Consider the following 26252-nt stretch of genomic DNA (forward strand, 5'->3'; position numbering starts at 1 on the left):
GTCAGACCCCCCGTCGGGATGCCGGCATCACACGGGCCAGCACCAGGTTGATGATCAGGTTGAAGGAGACGACCAGCACGATCGACACCACGAGGACGCCCTGCACCGCGGGCACGTCGCCGGCCTGCGCGGAGTCGTTGGCGAACCGGCCGAAGCCCTGGAGGCCGAAGATCCACTCGGTGATGACGGAGGCGCCGACCAGCGCCGGGAACTTCTGTCCGACCGTGGCGAGAGCGGGCCCGATCCCGTTGCGCAGGACGTGGCCGAAGAAGATCCGCCGAGGGCTCAGGCCCCGTACGACCGCGCCCGTCACGTAGTTCTCGCCGTACGCGGCGACGAGGCTGGAACGCAGCTGACGCGCCACGTCGGCGACGACGTCGAAGCTCAGCGCGACTGCGGGGAGCGTGATGTGCGCGATCCAGGGGCCGAAGCCCTGTTCGGCCGGGATGTATCCGGCCGAGGGGAACAGCTGGAGCTGGACGGCGAGGACCGAGACCAGCACGATGCCGACGACGAAGGCCGGCATCACCGAGATCACGGTGACGAAGCCCGTGATCGCCCGGTCGAGCAGGGTGGTGCGCCGGAGGGCCGCCACCGTACCGAGGAGGAAGCCGACGACCACGCCGATGATCAACGCGAAGGTCGCGACCGAGAGGCTGACGCCCAGGCCGAGGCCGATCAGCGTCGAGATGTCGGCTCCGTTGACCCAGCTGGAGCCCAGTTCCCCGTGCAGGACATCGGTGAACCAGTTCCAGTACTGGGTCAGGAAGGGCTGGTCGAGCCCCCATTCGGCCTCGATGCGGTGGATCGCCTCCGGGGTGGCGTCCTCGCCCAGTTGGATGCGCGCGGGGCTGAGCCCGCTCATGGCGCGCAGGGCGAACGTCACGAAGGTCGCGACCAGGAACACCGGTACGAAGATCGCGACGGACCGGCCCAGGGCGGAGGCCACGCGTCCTGCGGCGTGCCGCGCCCTCGCCCCGGTGATCTCGCGGCGGCGCTCGGGAGTCACCTCCGCCGTGGTCGTCGTCATGGGGCTGCCTCCTCTCTGTGGTGGGTGTGGAGCGGGTGGACGGGACGGATGGTCAGGAACCGCCGGCGATCGTCACGCCGGTCCAGTCGATGTGCGCGGGGTTCTTCGGCAGCCCGGAGACGGACGTGCTCTTCGCGAAGAGGTTGGGGGAGGAGAAGGTGAAGATCAGCGCCTTGCTCGCGAGGCCCGCGCGCGTCGCCTCCTTGAGGACCCGTGTGTAGTCGGGCGCGTCCAGGGGCGTCTGGCGGACCTTGGCGACCGCCTGCGCGAAGCCCTCCGGCTGGTAGGGAGAGCTGAGGTTGAGCGGGCCGTTCGGGCCGAAGTGGGCGGTGAGGGTCTGCACCGCGGAGTCGCGTCCCGTGGTCGAGTAGAGCGAGAAGGCGAGGTCCTTCGCGAAGAACGGGGTGGCCCAGTTCTTGTCGATCTTGATGGTGACCTTGACGCCCACGGCGGCGAGTTGCGACTGGACGATCTCCGCCTGCGGGTCCTCGGCGGGGACGACCAGGTCGAGCTTGAGCTCTCCCGGCCGGTGGCCCGCCTCGGCCAGGAGCTTCTTCGCCTTCGCGGGATCGTAGGGGTAGGCGTTCTCCGACTCGGCGTCGTACGCCACATAGCCCTTGGGGAACGGCTGGTCGGTCGCCTCCCCGTGGCCGAAGGTCAGCTTGTCGACGAACTCCTCGCGGTTGACCGCGTAGCGGAAGGCGTCGACGACCCTGTCGTCGTCGAACGGCGCCTTGTTGACGTTCAGGCTGAGGTTGGAGGCGTTGAATCCGGGCTGGGAGAACACGTCCAGCCCCGCCTTCGCGGCGGCGTCGGCCTGGCTCGGCTCTATGTCCGCGAAGTTGTAGACGCCGGTCTGCAGGCCCGGGACGACGGTGGAGGCGTCGGGGGCGGACACCAGCTCGACGTTGTCGATGTGGATGTTCTTCGCGTCCCAGTAGTCGGGGTTCTTCCGCAGGACCGCCTTGGTGCCCGGGATGAGCTGGTCGATGACGAACGGTCCGGCGCCGACGGGGTTCTGATCCAGCTTCGCGGGGTTCGCCGCGGCCTTCGGGCTGGCGATCTGCAGGACGCGCTCGCCGAGCAACTGCGGTATCTGGTAGTCGACCTGGGTGAGTTCGAGCGTCGCGTCCAGACCGTCGGCCCGCACCGAACCGATCGACGTCAGGTCGCCGAAGAGCGCGGAGTTCTTCTGCTTCTGCGCGCGTTCGACGGCGGCCTTCACAGCCGCGGCGTCGACCGGCTCGCCGTCGCTGAACTTCAGACCGGCCCGCAGGTGGAAGGTGATGCGGTCGCCCTTCTCGTTGTACTCCCAGCTCTCGGCGAGGTCGGGGACGGCCTTGCCCGATTCATCGGTACGCGTCAACGAGGCGTACACCAGAGCCAGTTCACGGAACTGCGCGCCACTGCCCGACACCACGGGATCCCAGTGGCCGGGGAAGTAGGAGGAGGCCCACTTGAGCGTCGCGGCGCCGGTCGACGCGGAGCCGCTGCCGCCGCAAGCGCTCAGGGCCGGCACGAGCAGGGCGACAACGGCGGTTCCGAGGGCCGCGGCCCTCAGGCCGCCCGCCTTTCGGGTCGACCGGACGTCCGGTCGGCTTCGGAGCGTGAGTCGTGCGAGCATCTCGTTCTCTCTGATGGAGTCCCGGCCCGTAAAAGGGCAGGAAGAAGCGGAGGAGCGTGAAGGGAGCGGCGCGGCACTCGCACGGAACCGTCGCCGGGGGTGCGGGCGTGCGTCGCGGGAACGCGTCGGCGCACGACGGAGCGGGAGTGGGGCCCTGGTTGGGCGCCGGGAACTCACGGCCCGCACGGGGGTACGGCGAGGAGGTACGACGGAAGACGAGGAGCTGACGCGAAGAGACAGGCGCGGATCAGCGGATCAGCCGGCCGGCGAACGGCCTGGGCTGCCGACGGAGGTCGGGCGTCGCCTGTGGAGCGGAGGTGCGGGGGACGGTCAGCGACAGAGTGCGCTGGAGGTGCGCCGCAGGTCCACGTAGCGGCAAACCACACCGGGGTGCGTCGTGAGCATGGTCCTCATCCTGGCGGCGGTCGTCCGCGTCTGTCAATGGACACCCATTGGTGTCTCATTGGGCGGGACGTCGCCGCAACGGCAGCTCAGGGCCCTGAGGGAGGCCGGAAAGAAGAGCCGAAGCGAGCTGACGCCTCATCAGAATGCAGCCATACAGGGCCGTTCGGTCCGTCCACCCGCACCGCGCCGGGCGGCGGCCAGGCCCCCGGTGCCAGGAGTCGGCGCTCCGGCCCGGTCAGGCTCCGGTGGCGTTCCAGCGCCTCGGCGGGCGAGAGCGGGGCGCAGGCCTTCAGCAGGCCGGGGCTCAGCTCCTCGAAGGCCGCCGCGTACGCCGCGTAGGGCCGCCAGCCGGGGACGGTGCGACGGCCCGACGGGGTACGCACGAGCAGTGTCGGCAGCGCGTAGCGGAAGCCGCCCTCCGAGGTCTCCTTGGCCGAACCGGGATGAGGCGAGTCGCAGCGTACGGACCGTACTTCGGCGACCGGGCGCCGGGCCTCCGCGCGATCGCGCTCCACCCGTGCGCGTGACGCGGCGGACACCGCGTCGGTCCGCAGCCGGTGCGTGTCCACGCCCGGAACGCCCCGAGCGGCGGCCACCGCGCGTTCGAGGGTGTCCGCGGGGTCGCCCAGCACGAAGACGGTCTCCCGCAACCGCCGCAGAACGCCCTCCGCCACGTCGGCGCCCTGGAGTTCGGCGGCCACGGCGACCAGCGAGGAGGGCCAGGAGCTCGCCGCCACCCGGCTGAGCACGGCCGCCCGGGGCGCACCGGTGTGCGAGCTGATCTCCTCGACGTACCGCGCGTACCACGCCGTCTCGGCCGACGGATCCGGCGCCGGGTCGTCCACCTCGTCGTCGAAGAGCACCGCGTACGCCCGCCGCCAGCGGACCCTGCCCTCCAGTGCCGTCCGCAGCCGCCGGAAGACCGGCTCCGAACCCCAGGCCCACGGGCACATGGGGTCGGTGTACTCCACCACCTCCACCGAGGGCGCGTCCCGTCCCGCCGCTGTCACGCCGCACCGATCGCGGACGGCCGCTTGCGTGCGTCGGAGGGCCGCTCGCGTGCGTCGGAGGGCAGCAGGGAGGCGAGGCTCAGCCCGCCGAGCGTCGCGGCGGCGTCCGACTCGATGCGTCGCCACACGCCGGGCAGGCCCACGGCGGCGCCGGGATAGTCGAGTCCGTCCAACGACTCGCCCCGCAGGGTGATCAGTTCGCCGTCGACGGCGCGCACGACGTCCAGCAGGGCGATCTCACCGGCGGGTCGGCCGAGCCAGTAACCGCCTTCGCAGCCGCGTTGGCTGCGCACCAGACCGGCTCTGCGCAGCTCACCCACCACGGACTTGAGGAAACGGAACGGAATGCGCTGCGCCGAGGCGATGGCTTCACAGGAGAGCGGACGGCCGGGATCACTCGCGAGCTCAAGAAGGGCGCGCGTGGCGTAGTCCGCCTTCGCGGAGATATGCATGGCCCCATCATGCCCCCGGAAGCAGGCCGCAGGCGACGTACTGCGGCCACTGCGTGCCTATGTTGCGGGAACATTGCCGCAGGTGAAGGGGATAGGACACCTCTTGACATCCTTTTCCGGGGCGCCCTAGCGTCCCAGCCATGAGCGAGCCGCTGACGACCCCCGGCGAGGGGTTCCACCCTCATCTCCACGCGCCGCTGGGCAGCCCGACGTCCCCCCTGCGCACCCGCCTCCACCACGTCCGGGCGGACGACCTCGACGGGGACACCGCGCAGACCGGCGGCATGCGCAGGTTCAGCGCCGTCAGTGGCAGGACCGTCGGCTCGGAGAAGCTGTGGATGGGCCAGACCCACGTGGCCCCCGCGACCGCCTCCTCCGACCACCACCACGGAGAGTCCGAGACCGCCATCCATGTGGTCAGCGGGCACCCGGAGTTCGTCTTCCTGGACGACTCGGGCGAGGAACCGGAGGAGGTGCGGCTGCGCACCTCGCCGGGCGACTACATCTTCGTCCCGCCGTTCGTCCCGCACCGCGAGGAGAACCCGGACCCCACCGAGGAGGCCGTGGTCGTCATCGCCCGGAGCACCCAGGAGGCGATCGTGGTCAATCTGCCGCGCCTGTACGCCCTGGGGCCGGACCACCAGGACGCCTGACGGACGCGACCCGTCCGACGCGCGGCGACCGTGCCGTCCCCGCGCGGCGCAGGCGGGACGGAGTTCCCCGTATGCGCCGAGGGGCACCCCACCGGCGGTGGACAGCCCCTCGACGTACGGGTGTTCGCCCTGCACGACGGTGTTCGTCCAGTAGGGCAGGCGTAGTTGACCGGGCCGACGCGCCAGGAGGCCCCGATAGGTGCCGGGGCTCAGCGGCACCCGACGCGTCGCTGTGGCGCCCCGGCTCAAAGGCGCCACGGCTCAGCGGTGCAGGCGGGCCTGTACGAGAACCGCGTCGTGGTCCGTGTACGTGGCGGGCTCGACCGTCACCTTCGGCGCGGCGAGGTTGCCGTAGACGTGCTGGATGCCGGGTGACTGTGTGGCGGTGTCGTCCGTCAGCGTCCACATGCCCTCGGGGGCGCAAGAGGCGTGGCGGTTGACGTCTCCCGCGAAGATCGTCCGGCCGCCCCGGCCGGCGAGGACCGCTGCGAGTTCGGCGCACTGGACCGAGTTGGTGCTGTCGGCGGCCTCACCGTCGGTCGACAGGTGGCTGCCGCACACGTTCACCCCGCGAGCCGTGGTGACGCACAGCCAGCGGCGCTCCTCGACCCCGCTGAACACGGAGTACGCGGCGTCCTCGGAGGAGCGGACGGCGTCCTTGGTGAGGACCGCGTTGCCGAAGACGCCGCGCCCGGTGGGTGTCTTGCAGTCCAGCGGCGCACCCCGGTAGATGACCGTGGCGAACCGGTACTGGTAGCCGGTGCGCGCGGCGATCTCGGCGACGTCCGCGCTGCACGCCTCGTTGAGGGTGACGGCGTCGACGCGGTGGGCCTGGACGCGGTCGACGACCTCGTCGAGGATCTTCGGGTACTCGGTGCGGGCGTAACAGCCCGCGTACCCGCTGGAGCAGAGGTTCATCTGGAGCAGCGAGAACGCCGCCCGGTCGTCCCGTCCGCCGTGCGCGGAGGCGTGCGATCCGTGTGAGGCATGCGAGCCGTGCGCGGCATGCGAGGGGTGCGCGGCGTGCGACGGGGCGGACGGGTGGCCGGCTGCCGAGGCGGTGGTGGGCGGCACCAGGACCGCGGCGAGCGCCAGCAGGGCGGGAGCGAGGGCGCGCAGACGCGCGGCCGTGAAGTTGATCATGCCGCGAGTCTGCTGACCGGACGGCGGCGTGTGAAGTGGGGCGGGGATCTGTTCACCGATGCTTCCGGCGGGTGTCACCGAGGGGGCGAAACCAGCCACCCGCAGGGCGCTCGACAGCCGAGTCGTGCGCCGCCCGCCGCCCGCCGCCCGCCGTCCGGCGCTCATCGCGGCAGCGACCGTTCCCCGGCACTCAGGCCAGCCGGTGGGTGGTGACCCTGCCGTCCGAGGTTCCGGCGGCCAAGAGCGTGCTGCCGTCGGGCAGCGGGACGGTGGAGACGTACGAGCCGTCGAATCGCCCGTGCAGCGGCTCGCCGGAGATCAGGTCCCACTGGCGTACGACGTCCTGGTCCGCGGTGAACAGCCGTGTCCGGCCCGCGACGGTGGCCGTCGCGATCCACACGAACTCCCCGTCCGTGGGTACCGGCGGTCCGACCTCTTCGCCCGTCTCGGCGTCCCAGCGGTGGACGGTCTCACCCTCCTCCACGACGCCGACGATCAGCGGACGTCCGTCCTCGGTGTACGCGGTGGTCAGCATGTCGATGTGCGGAGCGTCGATCTCCGTACCGAACGGGGTGTCGCACAGTGGCCCGTGCCAGCGCATCACGCCCTCGGAGTCGCCGGTGACGACCAATGAGGGCCCGCCGCGGAGGGTCGCCAGTGTCACGGCGACCGCGTCTCCCACGTGTTCCAGCGGGGCGGCCAGAGGGGTCCCCGTGGTGGGGTCCCAGAGATGGAGGCCGTTCACCCCGGTGCCGGCCAGCAAGGGCCGGCCGTCGCTCGTCAGGCCACCGGCGACCTGGAAGACCCGGTCGCCTCCGGTGGCATCGGCCAGAAGCCTCCCGGAGTGCGCGTCCCACAGACAGAGCCCGCCCTCGTCACCCGCGGCGATCCGCACCTGCCCGTCTTCGAGCGTCACCGCCTTCAGTGCGAAGGTCTCGGTGGACGCCGCCTCGGGGACCTGGAGTTCACCCGCGGGACGGCCCGTGTCGAGATCCCACCGGGTCAGCCGCCCCGAGGAGGCGGTCACCAGCTCCGTACGCCCCCCGGGTGAACGGAAGACCAACGGAAAGACCGGAGCGCCGAAACCCGTGATGTCGATCCCGTCGGCTGTTTTCTGTACACGCATTTTTCCACTTTCTTCCCGCGCCCAGACCCCGAATCCCTGCGGGGAAATGTGCCACATAATAGCACTCGGGGGGCGGTCGAATGTGGCCCGCCCCCCGAGTGCTGGAACTCTTCCGTGGTGCGTGGTCCCCGCGTTTCAGTTCAACGCGCGAGAATCCGGTGTGCGGGATCTCGACTCAGGGGGGATTTTTCCCTGTCGAACCCCGACTCGGACGGGATTTCTATTTCGCCCAGTCCGGTGGATTGATGACGTCGTCGAGCGTTCCCCAGTTGATCTGGCCGCGCCCTCCGCCGCCCTCGGAGTAGTCCCGGAGAGCGTTGAGGAAGTACATGCCGCGGACGGCGACCGCTATCGGTCTGTTGGGCTGGGGCATGCCGGCGTTCGGCAGGTGCTTCCACTGCTTGCGGAAGTCCTCGTCTATGACGAAGCCGTCGACGAACCCGTGGGTCCCGGTGAGCTGTTCCTGGCTGCGCCCGGTGGCGGCGGCCAGATCGAGTCCGCACTGGTTGCCGTTCTTGTCGCAGATGTTGTTGCTCGAATAGGCGCTCTGCCATTCGACGATCGGACCGCCCAGGGTCTTTCTCTGCATCGCGACGTCCTCGGCCAGTTCTCGCACGCCCTGCTCCGAGTGGGCGGGCTTTCCGTCGCTCCGTTTCCCCTTGACCTGGTACACGATGGTGTTCAGTGGTTCGAGCAGATCCTGGAGTGATTCCACGGTCTTCTTGGAAGCACCGGAATTGCAGATGAGGATCGTCCGTCCGATGAATCCCTTCTTGCCGCCGTCGACCACCACCTGGGCCAGAACGACATTCACCCGCTGATAGCGCCATTCGTTCTCGCCGAACCAGTGCGCCAGCTTTTCGAGGGACTGCATGAAGGCGCCGGAGCCGACGCTTCTGGCCGTGGCCTTCTTCCAGACCTGGGCCGGCCAGATGAGCTTCTTGACCGACTTGACCTGCAGCGACCCCTTGAACGACGGCGCCGGGCTGGACTTGTGCTGCGACGAGCCCGAGGGGCGGAAGTCCGGCGGGTACATCTCACCCGACGGGTCGGCGTTGGTGACGGGGTTGTTCCCGCCGTAGCTGTAGCCGTTGAGGGATTCGGGCTCCTCGACCGCGAGAATGGGATCGACACTGATGAACCGGCCGGTGCCGGGGTCGTATTCGCGCGCCCCGAGGTGGGTCAGACCGGTGGAGGCGTCGGCCGTCTTGCCGAGGAACCCCTTGTCGTCCGGCCAGTCGGAGGGCACGGTTCCGCGCGCGGCGCCGAACGGAGTGGTGTAACGCTTGACGACGGCCTGGGTGGTGGCGTCGACGGCGAGGGTGGAGGTGCCGTGGGGATCGCCGGCGAGCCAGGTCAGCTTCTCGGTGCCGGTCTCGTTGGAACGCAGCGCCACCGTGGTGTCGGCATGGACGTAGGAGCGCTGCCCCCAGGACTTGGGAGCGGTCCCCGACGTGTCGAGATGGACCTCGGTCGCGCCGAGGTAGAGGACCGTCTCGCCCTTGGTGTCACGCCGGACGAGGAGTCCCCCGTCGGCGTCGCGGATGTAGTCGGTGGTGCGGGTGGCACCGGTACCGCTCGCCGTCTCCACGAGCTGGGAGAGCTCTCCCTGGTCGTTCCAGACCAGGGACTGGGTGTCGGCGCCGTCCGGACGGGAAGTGGTGGCTCCCGTCGAGTCGTATCCGTACTGCGGGGTGACGCCCGTGCAGTTCGTGGCGGTCGTGGTGGCCAGGAGGGAGTGCGGTTGGCTGGAGCCGCCCCGGTAGCAGTAGGTGGTGGTGGCGGCCGAGCCGGAGGTGTGGGTGGTCTCGGTGGTGCGCTGGCCCGCTTCGTCGTAGGTGTAGCTCGTCCAGTAGGGAGCCGCGCCTCCGAGGGTGCCGGTGGTGCGCTTGGCGGCGGCGCAGTCGCCGTCGGCGGGAGTCCACGCCTCGGTGAGGTGCTGGTGGCCGTCGTAGGCGAAGCACTGGCGGTCGGCCGCTCCGGTGCCGCCCATGGTGGTGGTGTCAAAGATGCTGGTGACGTTGCCGACGGTGTCGTAGCCGTACTGGACGTTGAGGGCGTCCCAGGCGTGGCTCTGACCGTGGACCCGAGTGGTCAGGAGGCGATGGGTGCCGTCCTCGTAGTCACGGGCGACGTCGACCTTGTCGACACCGGTGGCCGCCGAGACGCCGAGGGTGTAGGTGGAGATCTGGGAGTAGTCGGTGTAGGTGGTGTTGAGGACGATGCCCTGTCCGCCGCCGGTGAGGGTCCGCGGCAGGCCCTGGGAGGTGTAGCCGTGCTCGACGGTTTCGGCGGCGAGGCCGCCCGCCGCCGGCTCCTTGGTGAACTGCAGTGTGCCGTCGATGTTGTAGGCACTGGAGAAGGCGAGCACGTTCGACAAAACGGCCTTGGAGGTGACCAGGGGATCGTCGGCCGGCAGGGTGAGCTGGCTCGCGGTGGCGTTGTAGAACTTGTCGTACGCGGTGACCTGGCGGGTGTACGCCTTCCCCGCCACGTACCGCGTCGAGGAGGCGAGCTGCCCCTTCGCACCGGTCACGGTGTCGTAGGCGCGCGAAGTCAGCCGGTTGGCGTCCGTCTTCTGCGCGGCGAGGACCGAGGCGGTGGCCAGGTCGGCTCCGGTCGCGGACTTCCAGGTCCCGGTGACCCGGCCGAGGGTGTCGTACCCCGTGATCACCGCTCTGCCGGTGGAGTTCTTCGTCCACGCGGTCTGGTCGAGCGAGGTGTAGCCGGTGGTGGTGGTGCCGGTGTCGGGGTCGGTCGCGGAGATCTGCCGCCCGTAGAGGTCGTAGCCGTAGGACCAGAGCGCCCCGTCGGGGCCGGTGACGGTCTTCTGCTTGTCGTCCAGGGTGTGGGAGAAGCGGGTGCTGATGTAGGAGGTGCCGAGGGCTCCGCCGTACTCGGAGTCCGCCGGCGAGGTTCCGGCGTACTCGCGCTGCTCGACCGTGCGTCCGAGAGCATCGCTGACGGAGCGGGTCGCCGAGCCGCCGGGTATGCCGGTGGTGGCGGTGGAGTCACCGGTGTAGGTGGTGGTGGTCCGCCACTTCTGTACGCCGCCCACGAGGAAGGTGGTGCTGACGGGCCGTCCGGCGCCGTCGAACCCCGTCGCCGTGGCGGTCGCCTCGCCGTTCTCGGTACGCATGAACGTGCCGGAGGGTGCGGCGGTGTCGAAGACGTCGGCGTACTTCTCGTAGGCGAGCCCACGGCTGTCGTAGCGGGTTTCGGTCATGACCCGCCCGCTGGTGGCGCCGGGTGCCTGGGTCTGGACCTCACGGAGCAGTGAGTCGTAGATCGTGTAGCTGGTGGAGTAGGTGTTCCCGTCGGCCTTGAGCGTGCCGGTGGAAGTCCAGGAAGGGGCGGACCTGTTGACGGAGTAGCCGTAGACGAAGCTGGCGCTCTGCTGGTTGGAACGGCTGCGGTTGGGCAGCCAGACGGCCGTGGTGCGGCCGAGAGCGTCGTACGCGGTCTCCGTCAGCTGAGTGTTGACGTCGTAGGTCTTGGTGGTCGCACCGCGGGCCGGGTCGATGTACTCGTAGGACTTGGCGCCGGTGGCATCGGTCTTCTGGATGCGCGTGGTGGGCCCGGCGTCGGACGGGACGTAGGCGAGCGTGGTGGGGTTCTGGGCGGCGTCCTGCGCGGTGAGCGGGCGCCCGACCGCGTCGTACGTGCCGCGGTTGACGGTCTGCCAGGACGACGGGGGGCGTTCGCCGGAGGTGGCGGCGGCCGGGTAACCGGAAGCCCGTCCGATCCATGTCACGTCGCCCTTCGTCACGGTCTGGGCGGCGCTCCAGGCGGTGGCGGTCGGGTTGTCGTACACGACGGCGGTGTCGGAGAGGACGTCGCCGCGCGAGGTGCTGTCCGCGGGCAGGGAGAGGCTGGTCTCGGCCGTCGTGCAGGACTTGCCGGTCACCCGCTGACGGGTGGGCAGGAGGTTGATGCCCTGGGCCGCGCTGCGGGCGTACCAGGTGCGGGTGCAGCGCTCGTCGCCGGTGAGTGCGGTGTCACCGGTGCTGTTGACGGCGACGGGCATGCCGTAGCCGTCGAAGGTGGTGGTGTCCGCCGTCGAGCGCCACGTGCCGGGGACGGTCAGGTAGGTGTGGCTGACGACCTTCCCGACGCGCAGGTAGTACGCCTCGGTGTCGGCGTAGGACTTGTGCTGGGTGGCGGTGCGCTGGGTCCAGGGATCGTTGACGGTCACCGAGACGGGCGTGTCACCGTCCCAGGTGATCTCCTGCCGCAGGGTTCCCTCGTACGGGTCGCTGTCCTTCCAGTCGGGGACGTCCAGGCCGGGGAGGTCGGTGCCGACCACGGTCACGGCACGGCGGGCGTCGGGGTCGAGGGTGCCGTCGGCCTTCAGCAGACGGTCGCCGTCCATGCCCTGGAGGTAGCTGGACGTCACCTTCGACAGGTTGCCCGCCGAGCCCTGGGTGGTGGTGACGGTGCGGTAGCCGCGCCATACCGACCAGGTCCGCTCGTCGGCGGCGGTGAACGGCGAGTCGTTGTAGTGCCAGGCGGGGTCGGAGTAGGTGTACTTCGACTCGATGTTGGGGTTGAGACCGGCCGGGTCGGTGGTGACGACGGCCAGGACACGGTACTTGTGGAACCAGTCGATCGACGCGTCCTTGGCGCCGTTGATGTTCCAGAACTGCGGGAAGCACGCCTTGGTGTTGTCGTCGGGCGCCCGCGGCATGTTGCTGCCGCGCACGCACTCCTGGCCGGAGAGCGTCACGTCGACGACTGATCCCGTCTCGGTGGTGACGGTCCGGATGCGCGGCTTGGTGAGGGGGAGTATGTCGTCGGTGGCGTCCACCCGGTTGGGCCGCATATCATAGGTGAACGACACCGGATCCATGGTGATGGCCGTGCCGTTCTTGCCGGTCCGCGTGATGCTCGTCAACGTCAGCGTCTGGTCGGTGGTGTCACCGATGTCGCCGCCGTCCAGGTACTGCTGCCCGAGAGCCCAACTGTCGACCGCCTTGTAGGCGTTGGTGTCCGCGGCCCAGACGGACGTGTCCACCGACGTGAGCCGCTTACGGGTGAAGAACGCGGGCCCCTTGGCCTTGCAGTCCTTGCCCAGCGTGCAGATCGCGTCGAAGGGGACGTCGGGCCAGTTGGGTGCGGTTGACTCGGTCAGCTCCGAACAGCCCGTGTTCGTACACCGGTTGGCGTAAGAGAACTCGATCTTCCCGCCGGCCGTTCCGGTGAACAGGGCTCCGGCGCGCTGGCCGTAAAGGATCTTGGTGAGGTAGCCGCCGGGGACGTACTCGGCGGTGGCCGTGCTCGCGCCGTTCTTGGCGTAGGCGTTGGTCTCCGCCGTGTACCAGTACGACATGGCGTTGCCGTGCAGGTCTTCGACGTAGTCGAGCTGCCAGCGCCACGCCTGCTTCACCGAGCGGTCGGCGAACGCGCTGCCCTGGGAGTACCCGGGCTCGCCCGAGTCGTCGCCGAACACCGGCGCGGTCCAGACCGAGTTGGTGCGCTCGCTGCCCGCGCCGTCCAGCTTGTTGCGGCCGAACGTGTAGCGCAGGCCCTCACCCGTGGTGACGGTCCAGTACTCGCCGTTGTCGTCGCCGTTGTCGGCGCCGGTGGAAAGGGTGATGGTCGACGCGTCGTCGTTCTTCAGATGCCAGACGCCGCTCGTGTCGTCCTTGACCAGCTCGCTCGACGTGCCGTTGAGCACCAGGCTGGCGTTGTCGAACTTCCAGCACAGATCGTCCTTGTCGGCCTGCCCGTCGTCGTCGCACGAACCGTAGGTGCGTTCGACGTAGGAGTTGCCGACCAGCTCGAAGCCCTCACCGACCACGGTGGCCTGGTTGTTGGTCGACGCCGTCTTTCCGTCGACCGCACCGGAGTTGTAGGACAGCGAGAGATCCGGAGTCGGGCCGGGGACGGCCGACGCCTCCATCGGGTACTCCCAGCTGAACGCTCCGGACGACGATCCGGCCTCCCAGGTGCCCGAGGGCGAGAGGGACGTCGCGGAGTGGTCGCCGGTACCGGCGGCGGACTCGGACGTGGTGGCCGCCAGCGCCAGGACCACCGGCGCGGCAGCCGAGAGAGTCACCGTGCCCGTCACCGACTGTCCGTCGATGTCGTTGACCGAGGGAATCTCCGTCGTCGTACGGCAGCCCGCCTTCTCCGGCGTGGTCAGTGCGCAAGCGGGCAGGGATACGAGACCCAGCCGCCCCGACCAGCCGCCTCCGTAGGCCGAGGCGAACGCGCCGTAGTCGACACCGACTTCGGCGGCACCCACGCCGGAGGCGGGGCCACCGTCATCGGCGTCGCCGTCGGTCGTGGCCTCGACCGAAAGGAGGACGCCCTTGATTCCGAGGTCGGTGGCCGCGCGGTGCCCCAGGACGCTGACGCGGGCGGTGCCGGACGCGGCACTCTTCGCCGTCGGAGCCGTCGGAGCCGTCGGAGCCGTCGGAGCTGTCGGAGCTGTCGGAGCCGCGTCCGCCGGTTCGGCGGGACCCGCCGCCTCGGCGTCCCCGGCCGTCTTGTCCGCCCCCGCCGATCGCGCCGGCCCGGGTCGTCCCGTCGCTCCGGCTGAGACGGAGACGGGGAGCCCTCCGACGGCGCTGGGGGTCTTCCTGCCCCGTGGTGCGACGGTGAGCTCGCCGTCGCCGCCGCCCGGCCAGGTGACCTTCTGCTCCGACTTGGCCCGTACGGCCTGCCGTTCGTTCTCCCGGCGGACCGCGGCGGCGGCTTCCCGCTCCTTGCGGGCACCGAGGCCCGTCACGGCCTGAGTGCGGCTGACCTCCCGTTCCCACAGCGGCTTCAGCCCCTGCGATCGCCCCTGGTCGGCTTGGGCGACCGAGGTCAGCCCGCCTCCCATCACCAGGACCGAGAGGGCCACGACCAAGGCCGATCTGGCTCGGCCCGGCCCCCGTCCCGGCAGCGGTGTCCGTCTGCTGAATCTCAAGGTGAATCCCCATGCTCGAAGGTGGATGCCCGATGGGCGGAAACGTGGTGCGCCGCCGTCGTGACGACCGCGCACCGCTCACCCCCGGGGACCACGTGGTCCCCGGGGGTGGAGGCGGTACCCGCGAGAGGCCGCCGCCCGGTCGGGTCGGGGCCGGACGCCTGCCCGGCGCCCTGCCCCGGCCCGACGGGGTGGTCCGGTCGGTCCCGGTGTCCGCGGGCGGACAGGGGTCAGACGTCGTCCGGGGCCTCGGAGCCGGGGCCGCCGAGCAGTTCCTCGACCTGGGTGCCGTCCGCGGCGGCACCCGCCCAGATCCGGATGTCGCTGATCCGGCCCGGCAGGTAGTGGCCCCACGCGCCGTCGACGTAGCCGGTGCCCGCCGCGAAGTCGCCCGAGCCGATGACCGCTGTGAACGGCGTGTCGACGTCGTTCTGCGTGGTCGCGAGGTACAGGCGGAGTGTCCCCTCCTGCGCGTCGTGGACCCCGGTCAGCCGGACCGCTCCGGACGCGGCGACCTCGTCCGAGTCGACGGCGCTGAACACCCCGTCGGCGCCGAGCCGGCCGAACCGCCAGAGTCCCGAGGAGCGTTGCAGCAGATTGCCGTCGTCGTCGAAGTAGTCCTCGGTGCCGGTCTTCTCGTACCACAGGCCCCACGAAGACCCGTCCGCGGAACGCTGGCCCAGGACCTGCGCGGTGTAGCCGACGCTCTTGGAGTCCAGTACGGCCGTGTTCAGTTCGACCTCGGTGCTCACCGTGAACGACTCCCGGTCGTCGACGACAGGGCCGGCCGTGGTGACCGAGTCGTTCACGCCGTCGAGGACGATCTCGCCGTCCACGACCGAGGCCCCGCCGTTCAGTGCCAGGGAGCGGTCGTAGCCGCTCAGCGTGTCGGCCACCGCGGCGGTCCCGGTGCTGCCCTCCGGCTGCCATGCCGCCATCAGCTCCGTGGCCCGCGAAGTGCCGTCGGTACGGAGCAACTTGGCTTCCTTGGCGACCTCGGGGTCGGGCAGTGCCTGCTGGAACAGGGCGAGTTCGTCGATGCGGCCCTTCCAGTAGTTGTTGAAGGTGCCGTACTGCAGACCCGCCCGGCCGACCTGGAGTCTGCCGTCGACGGCGGTGGGCCAGCCGGCCTGCGGGACCTCGACGGGGTCGCCCTGCCGCTTGCCGTTCACGAACACGCTGATGGTGTGCTGATCACCGTCGTACACACCGGCCACGTGCGTCCAGGCGTTCAGGGTGAGACCGGGGGTTGCGTTCGCGTTGGACCCGACGTACTTGCGGACCCCGTTCTCGTACCAGTGGAAGAGGAACACCCAACGCCCAACCCCCGGCGAGTAGTAGAGGGAGAACCCCCGGTTGTCGCTGCTCGTCTGCGACACCAGGGTCCGGAACGCGGTGCTGTCCCGGGCGTACGCCCAGGCGGAGACGGTGAACGAAGAAGCGGTGTTGACCACCGCCCCGTCGGCCTCGGCGTAACCGGTCTGGCGGGTGGTGTCGGTGCTGTCGTTGAGCCAGAGGGAGCGGCCCCCCTCGCCGGTCCGGGAGAACGACGACCAGCCCGACCCGCTCTCGTGCAGGGTCAGGGCGTGCCGGGTACCCGGCGCCACGCCCGAGTCGGCGGCCGTCAGGATGCCCGAGTTGGGCGCTCCGTCGTCGAAGTGCCAGCGACCGGAGGCCCCTTGTCCCTCGGAGACGTTGAACCGGATCGTCTTCGTCTCACCCGACTGCCCCGTGCCCACGCTGTCCACCGCGCGGACGTACAGCACCTGGACCCCGGACAGGGCGGGCTTGACCGAGCGGGTCACCGACGAGGTGGCGGTCACCTTGGTCCACTTGGTGTCCGTGGCCAGTTTGTACTCGAAGGCGACGATGTTGTTGTCCGCGGAGTTCTTGGTGAACGTGAACTGGCCCGCTTGGCCGGGAGCTCCGGTCGCCGAGCCGCATCCGTCGCCGTCGTCGGGGCAGATCGGGTAGAGCGCACCGGCGGGCACGGTCACCTGGGGGGCCTTGGGTCTGGTCGAGTCGACCTGGAAGTAGCACCAGCCCTTGGTGGTCACCGTGCTGTTGCTCTGGATCTGGGCGCCGTCGTCGTAGTAGGAGCGGGTGAAGACCGCCATCCGGTGCAGGGTGTTCTGCGCCAGGGTGACCGGTGAGTCCAGGGTCACCTTCGCGTTGTCCCCGACGTAGCCGCTCGACGGACGTACGGGTTCGGTCGCCACCGACCATGTGCCGTCGGCGTTCTTCCGCTGCACGTAGAAGTAGCCCCGCAGCGTCGCGGAGCCCTCGCCCCCGGCCATCGTCTGCACCTGCGCGCTCATGCTGGGTGTGGTGTCCGAGATCCACGCGGGGTCGGCCGGGTCGGTCTCGCACGTGGAGGCGACCGTCGGGTTGGTCGGCTGGGCGGGCAGGCCCACGTAACTCACCGACAGGACCGCGTCGTTGCGGAATCTCTTCCACGCCGAGGTGTCGCCCTCGTCCTTGGCCTTGAGCATCAGCGTCAGGCGGGAGAACTTGCCCTCCGCGAACGAGCGCACGGTCGGCGTGAGGTTCTCGTAGCTCTCGGCGGGGTCGTCGTTGAACTCGATCGGCGCGGCCGGTGTGTCCGGGTCGCACGAGGAGCCGCGCCCCGCCGAGACGTTCCGGTCGCCCACCAGGTCCAAGTGGGCCGGGCGGGACGCCCACGTCGTCGCGGACGAGATGTTGTTGGTGCGGTAGAGCTGCACCCAGCGCGGGCTGCACTGGAACGCCCACGGTTCGGTGACCCGGAACGTCGCGTCGAGGACCCGCTTGCCCTTCAGGCTGGCGGGCGAGAACTCGAAGTACAGACGCTGCGTGTACCCGGGCCCGCAGTAGTAGCCGCTCCAACTGCCGCACTGGCCGACTCCGCGGCCCTGGTTGTCGGTGTCGTTGGACCACCCGTAGGACTCGTAGCCGTCGGAGCGCAGCAGAGTGCGCTCGGCTTCGTTCCAGGTGACGGTCGGGTCGATGTAGAGCGGGAAACGGTCGGCCGAGGTGGAGTCGAGCATGTCGGCGTCGGGGGCCACCGTGAGCGAGTCCTGGCCGACCGTCACGGTCATCGGCTTCACCACGTCGCCCGCGGCCGGCTCCGTCGTCGTTCCGCCCCCGGCGGCGACCGCCCGGCCCTCGTCCGCCGTCGTGCTCCCCGTCGGGGACGCCGTACCGGACGCGACGGCCGACGCGGCCCTTCCGGTCCCGCCGCCGGGCGCGCTCAGGGCCTGTGCGCCCGCGGCGTCCGCGGAACCACCGGAGTCCCACATCTGCGCCCGTGGCGCGCGGAACACCCAGTTCCCGTCCGCGTCCACGGCCTGGAACGCCCCGTTGTCCTGCTGGGCCAACCGGAGCCCTTCGGTCTTCAACCCGTATGCGATTAGCCGGAGTTCCGGCTGGGCGGCGGCCTCCGGAGTTTTCACGACCAGGACGTGGCGGAAGCCCTCCACGGAGGCGGTCACCCGGAGGTCGACCCCCTTGAGGACCTCGGGGTAGAGCGCGCTGTCGCCCTCCAGTTCGGGCTTCGGCAGGGCCTCGGGCCAGTCGAGCGCGAGCGATTTTCCGTCCTTCTCGATGCGGACCAGCGGCTGGCCTGTCCCGCCTCCCGAGAACTCCATCGCGACGGCGGGTGCCGTCGGGACGACGATCCCGTCGGCCCGCCGTGTCAGCGTCGCGTCGGGCGTCCGCCAGCCTCCGCCGCGGGCGGCCACGCGGACCGGGACGGCCGATTCCTCCATGGTGAACGTGGAACCGTCGGGGTTGGCGTAGACGGAGGTCGTCGCGGTACGTTCCGCGGCCACCTCGACCCGGTCGCCGCTGCTCTTCGCCTCGGCGAGAGCCCTCTGCGACTCGCTCACCACAGGGTCCGCGGCGCTCTCGGCGCCGGCCCCCGTGCTCGTGTCCGCGGAGGCCGCCCGGGCCGTTCCGGCCAGGGACAGCGGACCCAGCAGCAGGGCCGCGCTCAGCAGGGCCGCAATTCGCCCCCGGTGTCCATATCTTCGTTGGTGCAGTGAATTGCTCGACACGATCAGCCCCACTCTTCCGCCACTTGTGCCCCTGTCGGCCAAAGGCGGTCAACATCACACACCTCAAGATCATCGAAAGGCAAGGGATTTCGGGCAGGAGGAACTATGTGCTGCTTCCACGTGTCGGGAATGCTGGAAACTGTGATGTTTTACGCGCGCAAGAATGTCGAACGAGGCGTTAATTCGCGTGAATATCAAGGTGAATGAAGAGTGAATTCCGTCCGGGCGGGGCGACGGGCGACGTGCGACGAGCGACGGAGCCGGGCAACGGAGCCGGGAGGGGGTGGGCCGGGCGTGCGCCGGGGGTCCGGTGGGCCAAGGGCTGTCCCGCGATTCCTGGCGGCCGAACGACGGCGGCTTCGGTGTCTCGGTGCGGTGTCGAAAAGCCCGAATACGCCCGGTGTTCGGGCGTCTCCCCGACGCGCGATGCACCGCATCCGATGCCCGCCGTCGATCCGCCAGGAATTGCGGGACAGTCCTTCAGTCGTGTCTCGGGAAAGCCCCTACGAAGTCACCGGAGCGGAGCGGCAGGAGAACGGGAAAAGGGGCGCGTCGGCCGACGGGCCAGGGTATGGCGGGTGGTCGGGCGCGCCACCGTGTCGGATTCACCGGCTGTTCCGCGACTTCTGGCGGGGTGCGCCGACAACCGCGCGCGTTTTTGCTGGGCCGGGTCGACGGAGAAGCCGGGCATGCCCGGCCCGGCCGAGGGCTGTCCGGACCGCGCGCCGTCGCCCGTCGGCGGGACCGGTCTCAGATCCCGAGCACGTTCTTGATGGTGCGCAGGACGCCGTCCTCGGTGTGGGCCGGAGCCGTGTGGCGGGCGCGGCGGAGGATGTCCGGGTGGGCGTTGGCCATCGCGAAGGACCAGTCGGCGGTGTCGAGCATCTCCAGGTCGTTGAGGTAGTCCCCGAACGCCATGGTCTGCTCCGGTCCGATGCCCATGTCCCGCTGGAGGCGGCGCACGGCCACGCCCTTGTCGGTGGTGCGGTTCATGACGTCGATCCAGTGCTTGCCCGAGACGACCACGCGATGGGTGCCGGAGAACTCCGCCAGGGCCGGTGCGGATTCCTCGGCCCCGCCGAAGTCGAGGACCGCCACCTTGATGATCTCGTCGTCGACGGCGGTCGCGTCGTCCACGACGCGGTGGGCCCGGTAGTACTTGGCGACCTCGGCGAGGAACGCGTCGTCGTCGCGTTCGGTGTACGCCGAGCGCTTCCCGCAGACCACCACGCCGACGTCGCCGCCCTTCGCGGCGAGCTCCCGGACGCGGGTGACCAGCCGGGCGGAGACGGCGGGGTCGAGCGGGTCGGAGGAGAGCTCCACCCCGTCGCGTACGACGAGGGCCCCGTTCTCCGCGATGTAGACCATGCCCTCGTCCGCGCCCTCGAACAGGTGGGCCAGCGTCGCGTACTGGCGTCCGCTGGCCGGGCTGAAGACGATGGAGCGGCGGCGCAGCTCTTTCAGCAGGGGCCACAGGCCCGCCGGTACCCCGCCGTCGGCGTCCAGCAGGGTGCCGTCCATGTCCGTGACGATGAGCCGGATGTCGGGGTGGGCGGGCGGACGCGTGTCGCGTCGGGTGTGCATGGCGGTCCTGAGGTCGGTGGGGTGTGGCACCCGCAACGTAACCATGCCCCGACGCCGGGCGCGGGGCGGGGTGGACGGGCGGCGGTGGCCGGACACCGCCGCCGCCCACGCGGCCCCTTCGGACTACGCGGTCTGCCCGCTGCCCGAGCCGCCCACCGAGGCGGCCTTGATGCCCTTGGTGATGGTGTCCAGCACGGAGAGCTTCGGTGCCTGGGCGTTGATGTCGAACCCGGACCGGACGACCACCATCAGGTCCTTGCTGTTGGGGGAGGGGAAGGCGAGCGATTCGACGTACCCGTCGTCGCCCTTCTTCGTGACCACCTTCCAGCGCACCAGGTAGCCCTTCTGGCCCGCCACGGTGACGGCCTCGGACTTGAGCTGCTGGTGGGAGGTGATGCCCTCGTAGATGTCCGATCCGTAGGACTCCTCGGCGTTGACCGAGATGTCCTTCTTCGCGGCGGCCTCGGCGGTCTTTTCCGTGTTCTTCAGAGCAGCCGCGGGGGCCGAGAACACGCCTCCGCGCACGCAACTCTGGCTCGTGTCGCCGGGGCAGGCGTACTCGCCGGTCGTCAGGCTCGCGCCGACCGTGCCGGACTCGCCGGTCCAGCCGTCCGGCACCGGCAGGCTGATGCCGCTGGCGGCATCGGTCGCGTAGCCGTCCTCGGTCGGGATCTGCGGCGACTCGGGCGCCTGGTCCTGGCCGCCGCTGCCGCCACCGTTCTGGCCGCTTCCGCCGTCGCCCCCGCCGTTCTGGCCGCCGCCGAAACCGCCGCCGCTCTCACCGCCGCCGCTCTCGCCGCTGCCGCCGGGTGCGCCCTGGCGGCCGGTGCCGCCGGACGGCGGGCCGTCCGAGCGCGCGACCGAGGAGGCGGACTGCTTGCCGTCGTCGTGCCCCAGCGCGTACGCGCCACCGCCGACGGCGGCGAGAACCACCACGCCGACGGTGATGCCGACGCCTATGCGGATACGGCGGCTACGGACGGCGGCGGGTGCCACGCGGAGCTGGTCGGTCCACTGGGTGCCGTCCCACCAGCGCTCCTGCGCGGGGCCTATTCCTGAATACCCGGGGTCTGGATGCCAGCCGGGCGGGCTCGTCTGGTTCACAGGCGTACCGTATGCGGACTGAGTGAGAATCACATGAAATGGCTGGTGTTCTTTCTCTCAGCACCGGGCGGCGCTTCCGCGGCCTCCCGCCCGCTCAGCCCAGCAGGGCCGCCGTGGTGACCGTGACCGGCGCCGCGAGCACCGTCGAGAGCAGGATCGACTCCCGGGCCAGCCGCACGCCCGTCCCGTAGTGCGAGGCGTACGTGAAGAGGTTCTGGGCGGCCGGAAGACCGCTGGTCACCACCACCGCGAACAGGGGCGCGCCCTCCAGCCCGAAGACCCCGGCGGCGAGCGCCCAGGCGGTGAGCGGCTGGGCGAAGCTCTTCAGCGCCACCGAGAGAAGCACCGGCCCCCGGTCCTTGCCGCGGCCGGGAACCTCGCTGCCGCGCAGCGAGATGCCGAAGGCGAGCAGGACGCCCGGCACCGCGATGCCGGCGATCAGCGTCACCGGTTCCAGTACCGGCCCGGGGACGCGCAGGCCCAGGACGCCGACCAGGACCCCGGCGAGCGAGGCCAGGACGATCGGGTTGCGGAACGGCGTGGTGAGCAGCCGGACGAGGGAGTCCCGTTCGCCGGGGCGCGAGGTCTCGATGACGGTGAGGGCCACCGGGGAGACGACCAGCTGCTGGAAGAGGAGGATCGGCGCGATGAGGCCGGCGTCCCCCAGCACGTACACGGCGATGGGGATGCCGAGGTTCCCGGCGTTGACGTAGCAGGAGCAGAGGGCGCCTATCGTCGTACGGCCCACGCTCCAGCCGCGTACGGCTCCGACGGCGACGAAGGCGCCCGCCACCACCAGGGTGGAGAGCGCGGTCACCAGCAGGGGCAGCGACACCATGACCGACAGGTCGGCCTTGGACATCGTGGTGAACAGCAGGGCGGGTGAGGCCACGTGGAAGGAGAGCCGGGTGAGTACGGGCTGCCCGTGCTCGCCCAGCAGGCCCGACCGGCCGATCAGATAGCCGACGGCGATGATGCTCGCGATGACGCCGAAACCCTCCAGAACACCGGTCACCGGCGGTCACCGGCTGAGTGGAGGGGGGCGGGGCGGAAGGCGGCGCGGGCCGGCGATTTTCGGTGTGGCATACACGCAACGTTACGGAGCGGGGGCCTCGCCGCACAAGGCGTCACCGATCACTCCCGCTCTTTGGTCCGACCACAGAGCGTGTGTGACATAGTCGGGCCACAGTGATCCGGGGGCCCGGGCGGCGACGGCCACCCCCGGGGCGGACGCGGACCGCCGGTGCGACCGGCCCGAGCAGGGAGTGGCGGATGCCCGTCGAATGGGAACCCGTACGGCAGTCCCGTACCCACGAACTCGTCCTGCGGAGCATCGAGGAGCGGGTGTTCGCCGGTGAGCTCAAGGCGGGCGACCGCCTGCCGCCGGAGCGCGAGCTCGCCCCGGTGCTCGGCGTCAGCCGGTCCGCCCTGCGCGAGGCGCTCCGGGTGCTGGAGACCATCGGCGTCCTGGTGGCCCAGCCCGGCCGGGGGCCCGACTCCGGGGCGCGGATCGTGCGCAACCCGGACGACGCGCTCGGGCGGCTGCTCCGGCTGCACTTCGCGCTGGGCAGCTACAGCCTGGAGGACGTCATGGAGGCGCGGGTCGTCCTGGAGCGGTCCGGCTTCGAAGCCGCCGCCGCCCACGCCCGCGACGAGGATCTCGACGAGGCCGAGGCCCTGGTCGCCGGGATGGCCGAGCCGGGCGTCGGCGTCACCGCCTTCAACGACCTGGACACCCGCTTCCACGTGCGGATCGCCCGCTGCTCGGGCAACGCCCTGACCTCCACCCTCACCTCCGCCGTGCGCGAGTCCGTACGGCCGCTGATCCTGCGGGCGCTGGAGGAGGCCGAGGACTGGCCGGCCACCGCCGCCGCGCTCAACGCCGAACACGTCGAACTGCTCCGGCTGGTACGCGAGGGGCGGGGAGCGGAGGCGGCCGACCTGGCCGAGCGCCACATCCGCAGCCTGCACGGCACGCTCGTCGACGACAAGGAGTAGGACGCCGTCCCGCCCGGGACGCGCACCGCTCCCGGGGCGGAGAACTTCACTCGGAGACCCATGGAGAGTATGGTCCGACCATACAAAGGACGTAGAAAACGATCGAGGAGGCTCCATGCGCGTCGGGCTCTTCGCCACCTGTCTGGGAGACACCCTGTTTCCCGAGGCGGTGAAATCCACCGCGGTGCTGCTCGCCCGCCTGGGCCACGAAGTGGTGTTCCCGCCGGGACAGACCTGCTGCGGACAGATGCACGTCAACACCGGCTACCAGCGCGAACCCGTACCGCTGGTCCGCAACTTCGCCGAGCAGTTCGGTGACACCTCCATCGAGGCGGTCGTCATGCCGTCCGGATCCTGCGCGGGCTCGGTCCGCCACCAGCACAGAATCGTCGCCGAACGCTACGGCGACGCCGCGCTGCGCGCCGGAGTCGCCACGGTCGAGTCCAAGACGTACGAGCTGTCGGAGTTCCTCGTGGACGTCCTCGACGTCACCTCGGTCGGCGCGTACTTCCCGCACCGCGTCACGTACCACCCCACCTGCCACTCGCTGCGGATGCTCCGCGTCGGCGAGAAGCCGCTGCGGCTGCTGCGCGCCGTCGACGGAATCGACCTCGTGGAGCTGCCCGAGGCCGACTCCTGCTGCGGCTTCGGCGGCACCTTCGCGGTGAAGAACGCCGAGACCTCCTCCGCGATGCTCCAGGACAAGATGCGCAACATCGGCTCCACCGACGCCGACGTCTGCACCGCGGGCGACTCCTCCTGCCTGATGCACATCGGCGGCGGCCTCCACCGCATCAAGTCCGGCACCCGCACCCTGCACCTCGCGCAGATCCTCGCCTCGACCCGTACCGCGCCCTACGCCCCGACGGAGGCCGCCGCCGTATGAGCACCTTCCTCGGCATGCCCGCCGCCCCGCCCCGCTCCCCGTACGGAACGGGCAACCTGCGCGGCGACCGGAAGTTCCCCGCCGCCGCCCACGACGAACTGCGCAACGACCAGCTCCGCCGCAACCTCGGCAAGGCCACCCGCACCATCCGCGCCAAGCGGCTGGGCGTCACCGGCGAACTCCCCGACTGGGAGCGGCTGCGCGACGCCGGAGCGGCGATCAAGACCGACACCATGAACCGGCTGCCCGAACTCCTGGAGCAGCTGGAGGCGAAGGTCACCGAACACGGCGGCACGGTCCACTGGGCGCGCGACGGCGCCGAGGCCAACGAGATCGTCACCCGCCTGATCAGGGCGACCGGCAGCAGCGACGTCATCAAGATCAAGTCGATGGCCACGCAGGAGATCGGCCTCAACGAGCACCTCGAATCCGTCGGCATCACGCCGTACGAGACCGACCTCGCCGAACTCATCGTGCAGCTCGCCCACGACAAGCCCTCGCACATCCTGGTCCCCGCGATCCACCGCAACCGCGACGAGATCCGGGAGATCTTCCTCAAGGAGATCCCCGGCGTCGACCCCGGCCTGGACAACGTGCCCGCGCACCTCGCCGCCGCCGCGCGCGCCTATCTGCGCGAGAAGTTCATGACGACCAAGGTGGCCGTCTCCGGCGCCAACTTCGGCATCGCCGAGACCGGCACGCTCTCCGTCGTGGAGTCCGAGGGCAACGGCCGGATGTGCCTCACCTTGCCCGACACCCTGATCACGGTGATGGGCATCGAGAAGGTGCTGCCGCGCTACGCCGACCTCGAAGTCTTCCTCCAGCTCCTGCCGCGCTCCTCCACCGGCGAGCGGATGAACCCCTACACCTCGATGTGGACCGGGGTGACCCCCGGCGACGGCCCGCAGGCGTTCCACCTGGTGCTGCTCGACAACGGCCGGACCGCCGCGCTCGCCGACAAGGTCGGACGCGAGGCCCTGAACTGCATCCGCTGCTCCGCCTGCCTCAACGTCTGCCCGGTCTACGAACGCGCCGGCGGACACGCCTACGGCTCGACCTACCCCGGCCCGATCGGCGCGGTCCTCACCCCGCAGCTCGCCGGGATGCATGCCGCGAAGGACGACCCGAACAGCTCGCTGCCGTACGCCTCCAGCCTCTGCGGCGCCTGCTTCGACGCCTGCCCGGTCAAGATCGACATCCCGTCGCTGCTGGTCGAACTCCGGCACCAGAACACCGAGCAGTCCGGTACGACGGCGGAGAAGCTGGCCATGAAGGCCGCCGCCACGGTGATGAAGAGCCCGAAGCTCTTCACGGCGGCCCAGAAGGCGGCCGGACTCGGCCGCGTCGTCGCCGGCAAGGACGGAACCATCGGGCGGGTCCCCGCGCCCTTCGACGGCTGGAGCGACAGCCGGGACACCCCGGCACCGCCGAAGCAGACGTTCCGCTCCTGGCTGGCCTCCGCCGAAGGCGCCGCCACGATGAAGGCGGCGGCCGAGGAGGGCGTCGCCACCGGTGGCGCCACCGACGCGGACCGCCCGACCCACTCCACGGAGGACGAGAAGTGACGACCGCACGCGACACCGTCCTCGGCCGGGTGCGCGACGCCCTGGCCCTCGCCCCGGCCCGCCCGGTCACCGTCCCGCGCGACTACCGCACCGGACGCACCCTCCCCGACGCCGAACGGCTCGACCTCCTCACCGACCGGCTGGTCGACTACAAGGCGCGGGTCCACCGCTGCACCGCGGACCGGACCGCCGAGGTGATCGCCCAGGTGCTGCGGGAGCGCGGCGCCCGCCGGATCGGCGTACCGGCCGGGCTCGACGCCGGGTGGCTGGCCGCCTGGGACGGGGAGGTGCAGCGGGACTCCGCCGACATCCCGGCGCCCACGCTCGGCGAGCTCGACGGCGTCGTGACCGCGTCCGCCGTCAGCTGCGCGGAGACCGGCACGATCTTCCTGGACGGCTCCGAGGGCCAGGGACGCCGTGCGCTCTCCCTCGTCCCCGACCTGCACGTGTGCGTGGTCGACCTCTCCACGGTGGAGGTCGGCGTGCCGGAGGCGGTCGCGCGGCTGGTCCCGGAGCGGCCGACGACCCTGATCAGCGGGCCCTCGGCCACCTCCGACATCGAACTGGAGCGGGTCGAAGGGGTGCACGGCCCCCGGACGCTGGTGGTCGTCATCCGCACCGACGTCTGACCCGCACGCGACGGCCGGGCGCGGCGGACGGAGGACCCCCCCCCCCCCCCCCCCCCCCACCCCCCCCCCCCAGACCCGGCACCCCCACAACCC

At 70.7% G+C, this 26252-nt stretch carries 16 protein-coding genes; 5 read left to right on the plus strand and 11 right to left on the minus strand.

All coding sequences use genetic code 11. The annotated features are described in order from the left end of the window. Position 1: 1 nt before the first annotated feature. The 4 genes from ACFWEE_RS18845 to ACFWEE_RS18860 all read right to left on the minus strand — a co-directional run bounded on the left by ACFWEE_RS18845 (position 2) and on the right by ACFWEE_RS18860 (position 4521). Positions 2 to 1030, minus strand: coding sequence for an ABC transporter permease (locus ACFWEE_RS18845; RefSeq protein WP_386890420.1), 1029 nt, complete (start codon positions 1028 to 1030; stop codon positions 2 to 4). Positions 1031 to 1082: 52 nt separating this feature from the next. Beyond that, entirely contained in the window at positions 1083 to 2654 is a 1572-nt protein-coding gene (locus ACFWEE_RS18850; RefSeq protein ID WP_386890422.1) for an ABC transporter substrate-binding protein, read from the minus strand. Positions 2655 to 3145: 491 nt separating this feature from the next. Beyond that, complete coding sequence (locus ACFWEE_RS18855; RefSeq protein WP_386890479.1) at positions 3146 to 4012, minus strand: DsbA family protein; 867 nt, start codon at positions 4010 to 4012, stop codon at positions 3146 to 3148. 53 nt (positions 4013 to 4065) lie between these two features. Next, positions 4066 to 4521 carry an RrF2 family transcriptional regulator gene (locus ACFWEE_RS18860; protein WP_386890423.1) on the minus strand — a complete coding sequence of 152 codons (456 nt, stop codon included), beginning with the start codon at positions 4519 to 4521 and terminating at the stop codon, positions 4066 to 4068. A 140-nt stretch (positions 4522 to 4661) separates the two neighbouring features. Here ACFWEE_RS18860 and ACFWEE_RS18865 point away from each other — a divergent pair, with 140 nt between their 5' ends. After that, on the plus strand, positions 4662 to 5174 hold the full coding sequence (locus tag ACFWEE_RS18865; RefSeq protein WP_386890425.1) for a cupin domain-containing protein: 513 nt from the start codon (positions 4662 to 4664) through the stop codon (positions 5172 to 5174). 261 nt (positions 5175 to 5435) lie between these two features. Here the strand turns inward: ACFWEE_RS18865 and ACFWEE_RS18870 are convergent, their stop codons facing one another. From ACFWEE_RS18870 to ACFWEE_RS18900, 7 genes are all read right to left on the minus strand, one after another. Continuing rightward, positions 5436 to 6317 carry an endonuclease/exonuclease/phosphatase family protein gene (locus ACFWEE_RS18870; RefSeq protein ID WP_386890426.1) on the minus strand — a complete coding sequence of 294 codons (882 nt, stop codon included), beginning with the start codon at positions 6315 to 6317 and terminating at the stop codon, positions 5436 to 5438. 190 nt (positions 6318 to 6507) lie between these two features. Further along, positions 6508 to 7443, minus strand: coding sequence for a WD40 repeat domain-containing protein (locus ACFWEE_RS18875; RefSeq protein ID WP_386890427.1), 936 nt, complete (start codon positions 7441 to 7443; stop codon positions 6508 to 6510). A gap of 220 nt (positions 7444 to 7663) precedes the next feature. After that, the gene (locus ACFWEE_RS18880) at positions 7664 to 14293 is read right to left on the minus strand and encodes an RHS repeat-associated core domain-containing protein (RefSeq protein ID WP_386890428.1); all 6630 of its coding nucleotides are present in this window, start codon (positions 14291 to 14293) and stop codon (positions 7664 to 7666) included. Between the two features lie 296 nt (positions 14294 to 14589). Continuing rightward, positions 14590 to 18225, minus strand: coding sequence for a LamG-like jellyroll fold domain-containing protein (locus ACFWEE_RS18885; protein ID WP_386890429.1), 3636 nt, complete (start codon positions 18223 to 18225; stop codon positions 14590 to 14592). 918 nt (positions 18226 to 19143) lie between these two features. Beyond that, positions 19144 to 19977 (minus strand): Cof-type HAD-IIB family hydrolase, encoded by an 834-nt coding sequence (locus ACFWEE_RS18890; protein WP_386890431.1) that lies wholly within the window; start codon positions 19975 to 19977, stop codon positions 19144 to 19146. A 123-nt stretch (positions 19978 to 20100) separates the two neighbouring features. Then, a complete protein-coding gene (locus ACFWEE_RS18895; RefSeq protein ID WP_386890432.1) occupies positions 20101 to 21081 on the minus strand; it encodes a DUF2510 domain-containing protein in 981 nt (326 codons plus the stop codon). A gap of 94 nt (positions 21082 to 21175) precedes the next feature. Continuing rightward, positions 21176 to 22096 (minus strand): AEC family transporter, encoded by a 921-nt coding sequence (locus ACFWEE_RS18900; RefSeq protein ID WP_386890434.1) that lies wholly within the window; start codon positions 22094 to 22096, stop codon positions 21176 to 21178. 257 nt (positions 22097 to 22353) lie between these two features. Between ACFWEE_RS18900 and ACFWEE_RS18905 the strand changes: the two genes are divergently transcribed. From ACFWEE_RS18905 to ACFWEE_RS18920, 4 genes are all read left to right on the plus strand, one after another. Further along, complete coding sequence (locus tag ACFWEE_RS18905; RefSeq protein WP_386890435.1) at positions 22354 to 23079, plus strand: FadR/GntR family transcriptional regulator; 726 nt, start codon at positions 22354 to 22356, stop codon at positions 23077 to 23079. 115 nt (positions 23080 to 23194) lie between these two features. Next, complete coding sequence (locus ACFWEE_RS18910) at positions 23195 to 23965, plus strand: (Fe-S)-binding protein (RefSeq protein WP_386890436.1); 771 nt, start codon at positions 23195 to 23197, stop codon at positions 23963 to 23965. Then, positions 23962 to 25530 (plus strand): lactate utilization protein B, encoded by a 1569-nt coding sequence (locus ACFWEE_RS18915; protein ID WP_386890438.1) that lies wholly within the window; start codon positions 23962 to 23964, stop codon positions 25528 to 25530. The genes ACFWEE_RS18910 and ACFWEE_RS18915 overlap by 4 nt, the downstream gene beginning before the upstream one ends. Beyond that, a complete protein-coding gene (locus ACFWEE_RS18920) occupies positions 25527 to 26159 on the plus strand; it encodes a lactate utilization protein C (protein WP_386890439.1) in 633 nt (210 codons plus the stop codon). Before ACFWEE_RS18915 ends, ACFWEE_RS18920 begins: the two co-directional genes overlap by 4 nt. Positions 26160 to 26252: the final 93 nt, after the last annotated feature.

The organism is Streptomyces sp. NPDC060184 (genome assembly GCF_042728795.1).
GTDB lineage: Bacteria > Actinomycetota > Actinomycetes > Streptomycetales > Streptomycetaceae > Streptomyces.

What these genes read in the sequence shown, in the direction of transcription:
- ACFWEE_RS18845 (WP_386890420.1), bottom strand. Translation starts at nt 1,030, where the DNA reads ATGACGACGACCACGGCGGAGGTGACTCCCGAGCGCCGCCGCGAGATC.
- ACFWEE_RS18850 (WP_386890422.1), bottom strand. Translation starts at nt 2,654, where the DNA reads ATGCTCGCACGACTCACGCTCCGAAGCCGACCGGACGTCCGGTCGACC.
- ACFWEE_RS18855 (WP_386890479.1), bottom strand. Translation starts at nt 4,012, where the DNA reads ATGTGCCCGTGGGCCTGGGGTTCGGAGCCGGTCTTCCGGCGGCTGCGG.
- ACFWEE_RS18860 (WP_386890423.1), bottom strand. Translation starts at nt 4,521, where the DNA reads ATGCATATCTCCGCGAAGGCGGACTACGCCACGCGCGCCCTTCTTGAG.
- ACFWEE_RS18865 (WP_386890425.1), top strand. Translation starts at nt 4,662, where the DNA reads ATGAGCGAGCCGCTGACGACCCCCGGCGAGGGGTTCCACCCTCATCTC.
- ACFWEE_RS18870 (WP_386890426.1), bottom strand. Translation starts at nt 6,317, where the DNA reads ATGATCAACTTCACGGCCGCGCGTCTGCGCGCCCTCGCTCCCGCCCTG.
- ACFWEE_RS18875 (WP_386890427.1), bottom strand. Translation starts at nt 7,443, where the DNA reads ATGCGTGTACAGAAAACAGCCGACGGGATCGACATCACGGGTTTCGGC.
- ACFWEE_RS18890 (WP_386890431.1), bottom strand. Translation starts at nt 19,977, where the DNA reads ATGCACACCCGACGCGACACGCGTCCGCCCGCCCACCCCGACATCCGG.
- ACFWEE_RS18905 (WP_386890435.1), top strand. Translation starts at nt 22,354, where the DNA reads ATGCCCGTCGAATGGGAACCCGTACGGCAGTCCCGTACCCACGAACTC.
- ACFWEE_RS18910 (WP_386890436.1), top strand. Translation starts at nt 23,195, where the DNA reads ATGCGCGTCGGGCTCTTCGCCACCTGTCTGGGAGACACCCTGTTTCCC.
- ACFWEE_RS18915 (WP_386890438.1), top strand. Translation starts at nt 23,962, where the DNA reads ATGAGCACCTTCCTCGGCATGCCCGCCGCCCCGCCCCGCTCCCCGTAC.